Origin of the sequence: Clostridium sp. 1001270J_160509_D11, assembly GCF_015667935.1 — a bacterium.
Taxonomy (GTDB): domain Bacteria; phylum Bacillota; class Clostridia; order Peptostreptococcales; family Peptostreptococcaceae; genus Intestinibacter.
This window is the reverse complement of the sequence record NZ_JADPET010000008.1, coordinates 1-14,424: the sequence shown is the minus strand read 5'-3', so window position 1 is coordinate 14,424 and position 14,424 is coordinate 1. Positions and strand designations below refer to the sequence as shown.

The window sequence follows — 14,424 nt, the reverse complement described above, 5'->3', positions numbered from 1 at the left end:
GTTAAGGTGAGATATAAATTTGAAGATGTTTATAATTTTGTGAAAGAAAATAGCAAATGTGAGTTACTGGAAAAGGAATATAAAAACTACAATACTTATATGAATTTCAAATGTGAATGTGGTAATATTTTTAAAACTACATTTAAACAATTTAAAGATATGAATAAAAGGCAATGCAATGTGTGTGGCAGAAAAAATGCTAATAAAAATAGAACTTACAATATAAATTATGTAAAACAATACTGTAATGATGTAGGTCTAAAATTATTAAGCGATGCTTATACTAATTGCAAAGAAAAACTTTTAGTAGAATGCGAATGTGGAGAAATATTTGAAAGTAGTTTTGATAGTATAAAAAACAGCAATAAAATAAAATGTGATAAATGTACTGGAAGAGGTTATTTTGAAAAAGATAAACCTGCAAATAACTTAAAAACAACAAATGACTTTATTAATCAACTAAATAAAGTCACTGATGAATTTATATTATTAGATGAATACATAGATGCGAAAACACCACTAAGATTTAAACATATAAAGTGTGGCAGAATATGTTATAAAACTCCAGACAATATATTGAATAAATTTAGAGGTTGCCCTTATTGTATAGAGTCGAAAGGAGAAAGAAAAATAAGAAACTTTCTTGAAGAAAATAATATACACTTTGAACCACAAAAAAAATTTAAAGATTGTAAAGATAAAAGAGAATTACCTTTTGATTTTTACATACCAAGTTTTAATTTATGTATAGAATACGATGGAGAACAACATTTTAAAGAAATTTTAGTGTTTAAAAATAATTTAGAAAATATCAAACTCCATGATAATATTAAAACTAAGTTTTGCTTAAAACACAAAATAAATTTACTAAGAATAAGTTATAAACAATTCAATAATATAGAACATATACTATCTGATATGTTAATACCGAGCGAAGCCGTTAAGGAAACTTACGGAACGTGTAGAGACTAGATGGAGTAAGCTAAGTAAAAAAGATACTTAAAATAGTATCTTTTTTATATGCAGAAATATCCACGAGTGCTGACAACCCTAACGTAAAGCCGAGGGTTAAGATATAGTCCGATACTCTTAGAAAACTAAGAGGAGCTAAGGATAAAGAGCCTTAGACATAACGAAATGGAAGCAATCTTACCACTAGATAATTTTTATAAGTATTTGGATAAGAAATTAGATAATGATACAAGACCTTATACATATAATGTTAATATTAATTTTGGTGATGTTACTGTTAAAAATGAATCAGATCTTAATAAATTAACAGATGCTATAGATAAAAAATTGCAAACTCTTATAAATAGAAATAAAAAATTGAAAGGAGATGTTACAGTTGTATAAGTTATATTATAATGAAAAGCCTATACCTGATTTTGTTATTATAACGAAAATAGAAGAACCGCTAATCGGAGATATAACCAATACTGTAATATCTTCTAACTATGGCTCTAAATATAAGAAAACTGAATTTGGAACAAAGATAGTAAAAGTTTATTGCACAGTAAAAAAAGGATTTAAAATGCTGATGGACATTAATAAAATAACTGAACTAAATGAATGGTTAAAAGGTGATAACTGGAAGGCAACAAAGCTTGTGCTACCAGGACGAGATTATTATTATGAAGCTATAGTTAATAACGCACCAGATTTAGAACCGAATAACTATACGGCTAATTTTGAGATTGATTTTTTAATTTTAAATCCAGATAGAATTAATTTAGTAGAATACGAAAGCAGTAATATGAAAATAAATTACATGGGTACATCGGAAGAAGTATATCCAACAATAATTTTAAAAGTTACAAATGCATGCAGTGAATTAAAATTAAGTGTTAGTAATAGTAAATACAATAATTATATTAGGTTAAAACATAATTTTTTAACTGACGATGAAATTATTATAGATATGAAAACTAAAAAAATTACTGTAAATAACATTGTAAAAATGCAAATATTGACATTAGATAGTAGATTCCATAAGCTGGCTAAGGGTGAAAATATATATACATTAAATACAGGTAATGCCGATGTGAAAATAAAATACAGAAATAGATATATATAAGGGGGTGTTAATTAATATGCTATATATCTTTGATAAAAATGACAATATGCTAGAAATTTTAAATTTTAGCGATACTGAAGAAGATACAATGGATAGACAGATTAACTCCACTTATAAATATGAAATAAAACTTAATATAAATTTGAGTAAAAACCTAATTAAAGAAAATAAATTAGGTTTTTTTGATTTAAACGGAGAATTTCAACTGTTTATAATAAAAGAAATTACTGATACTATATTTAGCGATGATATAAAAGAGCTATATTGCATACATGACTATTATAGTACTAATAGCAAGATTATTACAGACAAAAGAATTACAAATGGGACCTGTTTACAGGCCATTACAAAAGCTTTAGAAGATACAAATTACAATGTAGGTATTATAGGAGAATTTGAAACTAATGTAGATATAAATTTTTATTATATTTCTAGTTGGAAGGCACTTAATAATATTGCAGAAAAATTTGGTGGAGAAATAAGACCTAGAATAGAATTTAATGAAGATGCTAATACATTAAGTAAATATATAGATATATTAAATAGATTAGGCCAAGATAGTGGAATAAGATTTACATATGACACAAATGTAAAAGAAATAAAAAGAAATATAGCTGATGAAGAACATTATAATGTGCTATATGGGCGAGGTGCAAGTTTACCTACAACTGATGAAACCGGAGAAGAAACAGGGGGATATACAAGGTTGATTGATTTTGCTGATGTGGTTTGGTCCATAGCAAATGGAAATCCATGTGACAAGCCTTCTGGTAAAAAATATATTGAGGATTTGGATTCTATAGGAAAATATGGCAGATTAGAAGGTATCTATGAGAATAAAGATATAGCAGATACAGCCGAGCTATTACAAGCAACATATAACAAACTACAAGAAACAAAAGAACCTAAAGTAAGCTATGAAGCTGATGTTGAGGACATACAGGATATAGAAGGATATGAACATTATAGTTACAAACTAGGTGATACAGTAATAATATTAGATGATGACTACGACATAGATTTTGAAAGTAGAATTATACAAGAAAAACAAAGTATTAAGGATAAAACTAGAATAATTACAATGGGTTATATATTACCTAGCATGAGTGATACAAATTCAGAAAATGCTACAGTGGGGGATAATTCTAGTTCTTCTGATAAAGATGATGTAGTAAAAGATGAAGATTTCCCTAATACATTACCAGATCCTCCAATATTAACTGTAGAAAGAGAAGGATTTGCAAGTGTATCTTTGGTATGGACTTATGAAAGTAAAACATATTACATATATGAAATATATGCTAGCCAATTAGAAAATTTTAACCCTACGCAAGATAATTTAATTTTTAAAGGGCATGCAAGTGCATTTTTGCACCAAGTAAACTTTAATGAAACTTGGTATTATAGAGCAAGATGTACTAATACGCATGGACAAAGTACAGTATTTTCCGAGCAAGTAAGCGCTACAACTTATAAAATCCAAGATGGGACAGAAATATTTGAAAATGCTGCAATTAAAGAAGCATTAATTGAAAGTTTAAATGCTGACAAAATTACTGCTGGAAAAGTCAAAGGTACTTATATAGATGCTAGAAATATAACTGTGCCAGACGGAAACGGAGATATTACATTCTCTGTATCAAGCGATGGTAAAGTGCGTATCAATGAAGGGGCAATACAGCTAGATGAGGAAGGCATTCAGATTTTCCATAAGAGCCAAAATGAATCCCTTGTAGGTAGGACAGTAATGGACGAGGAAGGTTTTAGAATATTAGACAAAGACGGGAATGAACTGGCGGATATAGGTGCTAGTGGAGCACATTTTGCTAATATGACTGTAGATGGGAGATTTAACCACTATCCAACGGCACAAATAATAGATAGACAACAAGGATGGACTAAAGATTATTATGTTGGGAAAATTGCAACTGGAGATGGTTCGGGACGTGATGAAACTAACAAAGCAGATAGCCTTCAAACTGTATTGAGGACTATTAAACAAGATGGATGCATGTTCTTTAATGCAATTACTATACATCTGGAAGCAGGAGTACGAATAAGAGAAAAAATAGTATTTCAAGACTTTTACGGAACTGTATTCTATATTGAATTCGGAGACGATGCACTATTACAACTAAAAGAGGGAAGTGTAATAGAGGACACGAATTGCAGAATATTTCTTGCATCCGCAGAGAATGTAAGAATTAGTGATATAAACGCCTCAGAGGTAACTTCTGAGCAAATAAACAAATTAGGTTGTTTAGAAATTGAAGATGTAGGAGGGGTAGCTTTATATCATAACAGTAATATAAGGCTACAATATTTAAGAATTAGAGGCAAGTCCAAAGACGGAACAGGATTTAAATGTCAAGACCATAATACTTTAGATATAATTGCCTGCGACATAAGTAATTTAGACACGATTGCAACTGGAGATGGAGCATCTAAAATTTCTGTATCTCTTTGTAGAGGAAATGTAAATAAATTAGCATCTTTAAATATTTCAAGTTTATTTAGTTCGACTACAAATGTACCAAACTACACAAACGATTCCCCTTGCGAGATAGCAAGTTCTTCGATAAACCTTAATGAGTTTAGCACCTATAGCAAAGTAAATTCACTATTCCAAGATACTTATAGTGGTGATGATAATACAAATACTCTAGCGATATTTGGAGTTAGCCAACAATATACAAACTACGAGGGCGAAGGAATAAACGCAGAAACAAGTATGCTTAATCTTGTAGGACAAGGAAAATTTAAAGAAGATTATAAATATATGCACGGGTACGCAGTATTTATAAGTGATACAGATGATTCCATGGAGGAATATCTAAAGACTTTGGGCAGTTATAATATGTACTTAAGAATGACGAGAGCTGATAATAATACTACTGCTCCAATACCAAGAGTTAGATTCCAACTTGGAAATGGAGAATATACAGCATATTATAAGTTAGATCCATTAACAAGCCCACTAACTGGAGATGGAAGTGGAGCGCAAATTATAGATTATAATGCTACAGAAGATAGAAAATTACCGAAGGACCTTACAGACAAGATTGCAACTTACGGAGTTTACAGTGTGGAATTTCTATCAGACGAATTTGAGGACTATTTAGTAGTAGATGATATAAAATTGGTAGTTGTAGGAACGGCTAAAGGAGAAGAAAGCGGAGATATTGGAACAGATGTAAAAGCAATAGGTAGAATATTAGCCAATGCACTTAATGTAAGAAAGACTCCAGGGACAGATGGAGAATATGCAGGACTCCTAACTAACGGAGATACAGTAGAAATAGTAGGAGTAGACAGTTCAACTGGTTGGTACAAAATTAAATTTGAAGGTGGCTATGCATATATAACAAATAAAAGTGAATATGTAGAAATTATATCTGGAGATCCAAATGGAACAACTACTGTAAGCAAAGTAGAAGTTTTAGCAGATAATCTTAATGTGAGAAGTGGACCAGGAACAAGTAATTCTTCTATCGGCATAGTACAAAAAGGGTTTACAGCAGATATACTAGAAACAGATAGCACTACAGGTTGGTACAAAATAAGCTATAACGGTGAATATGGATGGGTAACTAATAACACTACATATGTAAAAGTAACTACTGGAACAGCTACAGTGACAAATGAGCTATATGATGGAGCAAAAGTGGCATCTTTTGCAGAGTCTTACTACACTGCGAGAAATAATTACACATCAGCGAAAAGTTGGGATAACGGGTTCACTTACGGAGATTCTACACCATGTAACACTAGTGCAAGTGGTACGCAAGGGGCTACAAATAGTATATGGGAGAAATCTACATCGGGGAACTATTGGAAAATGATAGATGAATCTACTTTAATGTTACTTTGTCTTATGGGATATTCTTATACAGATTCTCCTTATTCAAGTTTAGTAAACTTTAACAATTATAGAAATAACATAATGGCTAAAAATAGTGCATATGCAGGAGCAATAGTTCCTATAAATGGCTCAAACCTTGCTAGAACCTGTGCAGAAATAGCGCAATTCTTCTACAACAAAGGACAAACTTTTGAAGCTAAATCTGATTATAGTAATTTGCAAAAAGGAGATTTGCTTTTTTATGCTAGAAAAACAAGTAGTGGAGCATATGTCTACCCTACAAGATGGAAATACATTAGTACAGGAGCAATTTGCATAGGACAAGATAGTAGCGGAAATGCACAAATAATTACGGCGATGAGTAATCCTGGAGAGAAACACACAGATGGCTGGTATGTAGGTTTGAAAAAAGATTTGGTAAAAAACCAACAACCTAGTACTATTGTATTGGCAGTAAGACCAAGCACTAAGGTTACAAGTAGTGGAGGAACATCAGGAGGAGGAACTAATACAGGTGTATCAGACTTGCGTAAGACAATATGTGACACAGCTATGAAAATAGTAAATATGGGTACAGCTCATACTGCGTGGTACTCCCAATATTGGAGAACAACTTCTCTTAGTAGTATGGTAACCATTAAGGGAAAAGTTGAGACAGTAGGAGGAACAACATATTATCAACCAAGTTGGGTTCAAGTAGGTGTAACTTATGGGTTTGACTGTTCTTCGCTTGTAGGTTGTTGTTATGAAAAAGCTGGAATGAGCTATATGAAAGGATTAACTTGTTCTATGGGAACATTGCAATCTACTGCAAAAGCACATGGGGCAACATTCTGGAGATATGCAGACAGTGGATTTACAAGGGCAAAAGCTGGAGATATAATCATGTTTGCAAATACTGGATATACCGTAACCACATCTAATATGGCAACAGTTAAGACTCACCATACTGCCATTTATATGGGCAATGGGTATATTGCAGAGGCAAGCGGTTATAAACAGGGAATAATATATAGCAAATATAATTTAAACAACCAAGCCTTCTTTATAAGACTTCCAGAATTGGATAAAGCAGATAGCTCAACTTCAGGAGGTACTACTGTGAAAGAAGAGTATACAAATTGTTTCAACGAGCAAGGTACAATAAATGGACACAATTATATTTATAGACTTAAAGATGCAAGATGTACTGGATATGCAGCAACAGATAAGACTTCAAATGGTCGTTCAGGACTAGGGACTTATATGGGAAAAACTGTTGCAGCTCAAAACTTACCATATGGTACTAAAATATATATACCTTCTCTAGATGGTCAAACATGGACTAATGCAAATGGTTCTAAACGTACTTTGGATGGTATATTTACCGTAACTGATAGCGGAATTGCAATGTTTGACTTTGATATAGTAGCAGGAAGTACCGTAAATGCAGTATATGCAAACTATTCCACTGCTAGGAGAGATGTTTATATCCTAGAATGGGGAACAAGCAGTATTCAAAATTATAGTTTTATAGATACTTGGAAATTAGCCTACAATCAAGGAAGGCTTACAAATTATAAATCTGCATTTAAGAATTATATAAGTAACGGAGGAGTACTTATAAATTTGCTTAAATTCTATAATGATGATGCAAATATAAGAAGTAGTACATATTGGAATGTTTTAAATAGTTAGGGAGGTGGAGCGACTTGATAAAATACGATTACACAGTAACGGTTACAGGAAATACAGCAAAACTAGATAAAGATATATATTTATTTAGAGGAAATAAGAATGTACACTATTATTTTGTTGTAAAAAATGCAAGCTTTAATTTTAAAGGGAGTACAAACTTAATTGAAGAGACAAATGCAATAAATGCTGCAGTAACAGTTATAAAACCAAATGGAGTAGAAGTAGCAAACGCAATAGGAGAAGTTGAAAATGGGAAAATACATCTAAAGGTAACAGAAGATCTGATTGATGAAGAAGTAGAAGTAGGAGATTTTGATTTGGTATTTGATTTGTTTGATGATACTGACGGGGCTGTAACAATTCCAAAAGTACAAGGACAATTTCATGTACTAGAAAGACCTTGCACAACTCCTATTTCCGAACTAGTAGTAACTACGAATACAACAAATGAAGTAGACAAGGCTATAGCAGATTATGCTATAGCTACTTATGCAGAGCCTGTAGCATCTACTAATGCAGACGGAACTTTTGCTAAAAAAACATGGGTAGCAAAAGAAAAAATTACAACAGCAGAGTTAAACAGAATGGAAGAAGGTATAAGTAATGTTAGTTCGCAATGTAAAGATACTGCGAACTTTATTGAATCATTAGAAATCAATGTTAAATTTCCACCGTTTGGACTTAGTGGAGCAGTGGGAGATGGTAAGACAGACGACACAGAGGCAATACAAAGTATAATAAATTTTGTAGAATTGAATTGTAAAGGCGCAACTATAAAATTTCCTGATGGAGATTATAAAATAACGAATACTATAACGGTAAAAGGTTGTAATAAAATCCCAGATTTATTATATACTGGAGGAGTAGCACTAACTGGTACTTCAATGAGAGCGACTAGAATTATAAAAGCAAATGGAGGGTCTATAATAAATCTAGGTTCTGATGCATCAAAGAATAACATACAAATCAAAAATATGACACTTTTAGGAACGAGAAACAATAATAGTTTAGGCATAGATAGTAGAACAGTTGGAGGTTCTTATTTATTTGATTCACTTTTAATAGATAATTGTGATATAGGAATAAGATTTCACGATTGTACTTATACTTTAGCAAATATAATTAATTTTACAAATTGTGGAACAGGATTAGCACTTGGATATTATAGTGATATAATGCGTTTTACAAATTGTAGATTTAATAAATGTGATTTAGGTGTTTATGTTGGATATTATGACACTGATAGAGGTCAAACTAAGAATAATGCAAGTCATGCAAGTGGATTATTCAGTTGTGGTTTTTTACTTAATAATGTTGATGTGTATATAGCTGGTAATGACATACAATGTTTTACACTAGAAAATTGTTACTTTGAGCAACATGAAGATGTAAGTATAAGAATTGGAGACCCTAAAACTGGTGGGGGAGTATATGGCAGTATAAATATAAACAATTGTTATTTTAACGGAAATAGACTTGAAGCAACAACTGGTAAAAAACCATTTCTTATTGAAGTCAACAATGCTAATAATGTGACAATAACTGGTGGAGGATTTACAAATTTTTCTGATTCAGCAATAGTCATAAAGCATAACAATGGCGGAATAAGATGTATTGGAGGCAATTATGTTAGAAATACAGCAAATGGAGATGTGAAACTTGTTAATAATTCATATAGGAATATTTCAAGGGGTAATTTAATCGTTGATGCTTATATAGCAAGAACAGCTCCAGCATACGCTATGTTAACTCACGGTCTCCCTAGTGCAAATTCAAACTATCTCAATGTAATAGCAAATGTAAACGATGTTTTATATAAATGTGAAAAAATAGGTGAATCTTATATATGGGAAAAAATACCTGAAATTAATAGTTTGAAATTAAATGAAAAATATATAATGGGTTGTGATTTTATCGATTTTACAGGGACTACTACAAAATCTAATTTTGGGGCTATACAGGGATGGAATTTTGAAAGCGGTAAAACAAAAGATGAAAGCAGTATATCAACAACAATACCATGCCCAAATTGGAATAGTTTTGATATATACATAATGATTGTAAATAATTCTGAAATAAACGATGGGAATTACGGAATAACATTGGATTATTCAAAAATTTCTATTGGAGGTATACAAACTAACACGACATCTACGATAGAAAAACCCTGTGGAGAAAATGGGAAAGTACAATTAATAAAATATTTTCACATCGACATAAATGGAACTGAAGATTTTTTAGGGTTTAGACTTTCAAGAAATGATGTATGTGCTGGTGATTTTACAATAATAGGAATTAAAATTGTAAAAACTTCATAATAATTAGTTCGCAATTTAAAAATATTGCGTACTTAGTTTTGCGATATGGTGGAGTATAAAGGTACACCATTTAAAAATTAGAAAGGAGATTATATTATGAAAGATAAAATATTGGAAAGATTCGCTTATGATACTGGAGCAACAGATAGTGGAATTAATCACTCAAAAGAAGATATTAAAGAATATTTATTAAATTTATCAGAAAATGAATTTAGATTATTTCTAAGTAGATTAATTAGGGAAGAATTTTTATCTGAAAATTCATTAGAACAAGGATATGGAATTGAAGATGTGTCAAGTTTTATAAATTGGATTAAATATGATTTAGAAATAGATATTTAATAATTAAAAGGAGGTTTAATTATGAACGAAGAGTATATTCTGTTAGAAGAATATACATGCATAGATACAACGCTTGATTATTTAAACGTTGCGATAAATTATAAGAAAAAAATGTTGTCTTAGTTAAAAAAGATTGCGAACTTAAATTTCCCTATTTTATTGCAAAATCTAACCTCTTTCTATACTATTTATGGTATAGTGGGAGGTGAAATTGATGAATTGGCAAAATAAAAGTTATTTAGAAGGAATAGTAAGAAGGGTTTATAATTGCGATAGATGTGAAGCTATGGGAGTTGCTAACACAGATTTTTTAGGAGATAATCCTCTTGCTGCTGCTTTAGTATGTTTAGCTCCTTTTGTTAAATTACATGGAGAAAGAGAGGAAATAACTCGCTTTATAGACCATTATAGTTGCGTATCAAAAGAAGAATGGGAAGATGACAGTATAGTTGAAGAATATATTAATGAATTAAGAAGATTAGTAAATGAATATTCATTATAGGTAAAATATAATATTATTCTAAAAAGCAAGATCATAAAGAGCAGTTATTAATTTAGCTGCTCTTTTTATTTAGAAAGGAGTTTTGCATGAATGATGAATGGTTGAAAGATACATTAAAAAGACACGATGAAAGACTGCAAAGGCATTCTGAAAGAATAGACAAACTAGAAAATACACAGGCAGAAATGGCAGTAAAAATAGAAAATCTATGCAATACAATAGACAAATTAGCAATCAACTTAAACAAACTAACTTATGCAATTATAACAGCATTGGTTAGTTTTTTCTTTTATGCAATTCAAAATAATTTATTTAAATAGGAGGTAAATATGTTTGATTTAAATTTATTAGGCAACTATTTAGTTTTAGTTGTAGTTGGTATTTGTGTATGTATAGGATATGTAATTAAAACAAGTTTTAGTTTTATAGAAAATAAATATATACCATGCATAATGGCAGTACTTGGCTGTATTTTAAACGTATGGATAGCTGGATATATAAGCCCAGAAGTAATACTTGGTGGATTATTTAGTGGTTTAGCATCTACAGGCTTACATCAAGCATTTAAGAATTTAATAGAAAAATAGGTATAAATACTTTATAAGATAACTGTAAGGTGCTTAGAATCGAATTTAGAAGGTCGAATTTTAAGCACTTTTTTTAATTTCAAGAAAGGATTTGATGAAATGAAAATTCAAAATGGATTTACATTATTAGAGACTGAAAAAGAGTTTAAAGAATGGTTAGATAAGCAAAAACCAACTAGAAAAATAAATAAATTACAAGTGCATCACATGGCATTACCGGATTATGAAACGTGGAATGGCACAGATAAAAGAGTTTATGGCGATAATAGAGAATTAGGAAGAACAATGGCATTAGATTCTTATGGAAAAACTACGTGGGGGAGTTCTGATGGTTATGGACATTATATAGCACAACACTTCAATATTTTCCCTAATGGCAAAATTACAACAGGAAGAAATCTTAATTCAACTCCAATAGGTATAAAAGGTTGGAATGCTAATGCGATATGTATTGAAATATATGGTAACTTTGATAAAGGCCAAGATGCAATGACAGAGGAGCAAAAACAAGCAGTTATATTTGTATTTGCCTTATTAGCAGAAAAATTCAATCTACCTATAAATTCTACTTATATAAGACCTCATGCTTGGTTTACTAGTGGTGGTACTTATTTAGGAGATTACAACAAGTATAAATCTAGAAAAACTTGCCCGGGTACTAATTTTATGGGATTCGGGAACACAAGAAAGGCATTTGAAAACAACTTCTATCCACTACTAAAAGCATATAAATATGGATCTAATAATACAACTACTACAGATAAAACATTATACGTAAAAATAAAAGAGGATATAAATATGCATAGTAAACCGGACTTCACTTCTGCGAGTGTAATAGGAGTTATAAAAAAAGGCGGGGTATATACTGTAGTAGAAAGAATTGAAAGAACAGGTACAGATATGTATAAGCTAAAATCAGGAGTATATATAACAGCATCTCCAAAATATGTAGAAACTTTTGAAAAATAGTATAAAAGTATAATGATGCGACCATACTCCTAAAAAGGAGGTGGGCGTATGAATAAAATTATCTTAGAAGTAGCAGGACGCATAGCATACTTTGGTATTGGTGTATTGTGTGCTATGTTATTTATATTGTAAAATAAGGCTAGGGAAGTTATTTTCCTTAGCTTATTTTATGTATAGCATTAACGAACCTATTCTTCAGTTCCGATATCTGTCAATAATCCTTTTGATTTTCCTGTAGGCATAGTGTATCTTTGTTGTAAATATCTAAGCGCTGCACCTAATTCGCCATTTGGGCCTCCAAGTTGAGCCATTATAACTTTAGCCATTCTAAGATCGCGGCACTTCAAATTTACTGGATATTCTAGTGTTTTTTCATAAATCCACATAATTTAAATCCTCCTATTTTTTACATATAAAATTCTTTTTCCCAAGGCCAAGGTTCGTCAACCCATTGCCATGGACAGTTACTTGGAGCGTGTCCAAAATTTGTTAAAGGGCCGTATTGTTTTTCATAGGCACATCTAGCTTTTGCATATTGAGAGACAAAAGAATTGTAAGTGTTTACGGCAGTTTTGTCTTCAGGATTATTATCTAAATATAAATTCATATCTACAGCAGCAAAACCTAATTCCATAACGGCTTTTATAAGGTCGTATCTACAAGTTGATTGTCTCATTATCTTCTACCTCCCAATCTATTTTTTGGTGATTCATAAAGGTAAGCATTGTAATTTTCAGAATTAAATAAGTATAATTCTGGGAATAAGCTACCGTATTTTAAAGCAGTACATAAGTTATACATTTTAGTTAGAGTCTGATTATTTACATATGGTCTTGCCAATTGGTCACCACAATTAGTTTTTATACCTCTAGTTTTTTCCATTATGTTTAAACCTCCTTGATGATATGATAGAATAAGTAATATCTACCTTAATATATAATATTAAAAGCGGGTTAAAATGTTACATTAGATATAGGAATATACAAATTGTATATATAAAAATTAATGTATAAATTATTGCGAACTTAAAAGTAAGAAATAAAGAAGGTTTATAGACTTGAATGTATATTATGAAATATGATAAAATTAATTTCATGTTTTAAATTGATGAGGTGATTTAATGAGTAAATTAGCAGGTGAAGGCTGTAAAATAATTATGCCTACGGAAGAAAAAAAGCCTTTAAGAGAAATAGAAAAAAGTATAATAAAAAAATATAGAAAATATACATGGTCTAAATTTATAAAGGCTATAAAAGATTATCAATTAGTTGAAGAAGGAGACAAAATAGCAGTAGCTATTTCTGGTGGAAAAGACAGTCTTCTTATGGCTAAAATGTTCCAAGAATTACAAAAACACGGACAAGTTAAATTTGACTTAGTATTTTTAGCTATGGACCCAGGATACCATAAAAATATAAGACAGTTATTAGAAGAAAACTGTGAATATTTAAATATACCACTTACAATATTTGATACAAATATATTTGATGTTGCAGGTGAAATAGCAGAAGATTATCCATGTTATATGTGTGCTCGTATGAGAAGGGGAGCATTATACAACAAAGCAGAAGAATTAGGATGTAATAAATTAGCATTAGGACACCATTTTGATGATGTAATTGAAACTACAATGCTTAACTTATTATGTGCAGGTAACTTTAAAACTATGTTGCCTAAATTAAAATCTAGCAACTACGACAAAATGCAAATAATAAGACCTCTTTACTATATAAGAGAAGAAAGTATAATAAGATTTATACAAAGTAGTGGAATTATGCCACTTAACTGTGCATGTATGGTTGCTGCTAAGAAAACAGGTAATAAGAGATACGAAGTAAAAGAACTTATTAAAAATCTAGGTGAAGAATATCAAGAAGTTGAAAAATCAATATTCAAAGCTGCTAACAATGTATATCTTGATTCAGTTTTAGGATGGGAACAAGATGGTGTTAGACATTCTTTCTTAGAAAAATTTGAAGACTAGATATAAAAAAATAACTCCCGTTTTACGGGAGTATTTTTATTTATAATAGAAATGTACTTTTGGGTTTTATATTCATATAATTTTAAAAGAAAGTATTACATTATAA

Annotated in this window: 13 protein-coding genes and 1 pseudogene; 11 read left to right on the top strand and 3 right to left on the bottom strand. The window is 30.7% G+C overall.

The features are described from left to right. The first annotated feature begins 6 nt into the window (after positions 1-6). The 10 genes from I4U58_RS01805 to I4U58_RS01760 all read left to right on the top strand — a co-directional run bounded on the left by I4U58_RS01805 (position 7) and on the right by I4U58_RS01760 (position 12,334). Positions 7-972, top strand: coding sequence for a hypothetical protein (locus tag I4U58_RS01805; RefSeq protein WP_195929333.1), 966 nt, complete (start codon positions 7-9; stop codon positions 970-972). Between the two features lie 165 nt (positions 973-1,137). Next, complete coding sequence (locus I4U58_RS01800) at positions 1,138-1,356, top strand: hypothetical protein (protein WP_195929332.1); 219 nt, start codon at positions 1,138-1,140, stop codon at positions 1,354-1,356. Continuing rightward, entirely contained in the window at positions 1,349-2,077 is a 729-nt protein-coding gene (locus I4U58_RS01795) for a phage tail domain-containing protein (RefSeq protein WP_195929331.1), read from the top strand. Before I4U58_RS01800 ends, I4U58_RS01795 begins: the two co-directional genes overlap by 8 nt. Positions 2,078-2,093: 16 nt before the next feature. Continuing rightward, entirely contained in the window at positions 2,094-7,616 is a 5,523-nt protein-coding gene (locus I4U58_RS01790) for a phage tail spike protein (protein WP_195929330.1), read from the top strand. 14 nt (positions 7,617-7,630) lie between these two features. Continuing rightward, positions 7,631-9,934 carry a glycosyl hydrolase family 28-related protein gene (locus I4U58_RS01785; RefSeq protein ID WP_195929329.1) on the top strand — a complete coding sequence of 768 codons (2,304 nt, stop codon included), beginning with the start codon at positions 7,631-7,633 and terminating at the stop codon, positions 9,932-9,934. Positions 9,935-10,030: 96 nt separating this feature from the next. After that, complete coding sequence (locus I4U58_RS01780; RefSeq protein ID WP_195929328.1) at positions 10,031-10,276, top strand: hypothetical protein; 246 nt, start codon at positions 10,031-10,033, stop codon at positions 10,274-10,276. 214 nt (positions 10,277-10,490) lie between these two features. Next, positions 10,491-10,778, top strand: coding sequence for a hypothetical protein (locus tag I4U58_RS01775; RefSeq protein ID WP_195929327.1), 288 nt, complete (start codon positions 10,491-10,493; stop codon positions 10,776-10,778). A gap of 86 nt (positions 10,779-10,864) precedes the next feature. After that, on the top strand, positions 10,865-11,098 hold the full coding sequence (locus I4U58_RS01770; RefSeq protein ID WP_195929326.1) for a hemolysin XhlA family protein: 234 nt from the start codon (positions 10,865-10,867) through the stop codon (positions 11,096-11,098). 9 nt (positions 11,099-11,107) lie between these two features. After that, the gene (locus I4U58_RS01765) at positions 11,108-11,365 is read left to right on the top strand and encodes a phage holin family protein (protein ID WP_195929325.1); all 258 of its coding nucleotides are present in this window, start codon (positions 11,108-11,110) and stop codon (positions 11,363-11,365) included. Between the two features lie 99 nt (positions 11,366-11,464). Next, positions 11,465-12,334, top strand: a complete 870-nt coding sequence (locus I4U58_RS01760) for an N-acetylmuramoyl-L-alanine amidase (protein ID WP_195929324.1) — start codon at positions 11,465-11,467, stop codon at positions 12,332-12,334. 191 nt (positions 12,335-12,525) lie between these two features. Here I4U58_RS01760 and I4U58_RS01755 read toward each other — a convergent pair. From I4U58_RS01755 to I4U58_RS01745, 3 genes and pseudogenes are all read right to left on the bottom strand, one after another. After that, a pseudogene (locus I4U58_RS01755) lies at positions 12,526-12,720 on the bottom strand (manganese catalase family protein); the annotation flags it as partial. Between the two features lie 20 nt (positions 12,721-12,740). Further along, entirely contained in the window at positions 12,741-13,010 is a 270-nt protein-coding gene (locus tag I4U58_RS01750) for a spore coat protein CotJB (protein WP_195929323.1), read from the bottom strand. Beyond that, positions 13,010-13,216 carry a spore coat associated protein CotJA gene (locus tag I4U58_RS01745; protein WP_195929322.1) on the bottom strand — a complete coding sequence of 69 codons (207 nt, stop codon included), beginning with the start codon at positions 13,214-13,216 and terminating at the stop codon, positions 13,010-13,012. Before I4U58_RS01745 ends, I4U58_RS01750 begins: the two co-directional genes overlap by 1 nt. 238 nt (positions 13,217-13,454) lie before the next feature. Between I4U58_RS01745 and I4U58_RS01740 the strand changes: the two genes are divergently transcribed. Further along, positions 13,455-14,318, top strand: a complete 864-nt coding sequence (locus I4U58_RS01740) for an ATP-binding protein (RefSeq protein WP_195929321.1) — start codon at positions 13,455-13,457, stop codon at positions 14,316-14,318. Positions 14,319-14,424: the final 106 nt, after the last annotated feature.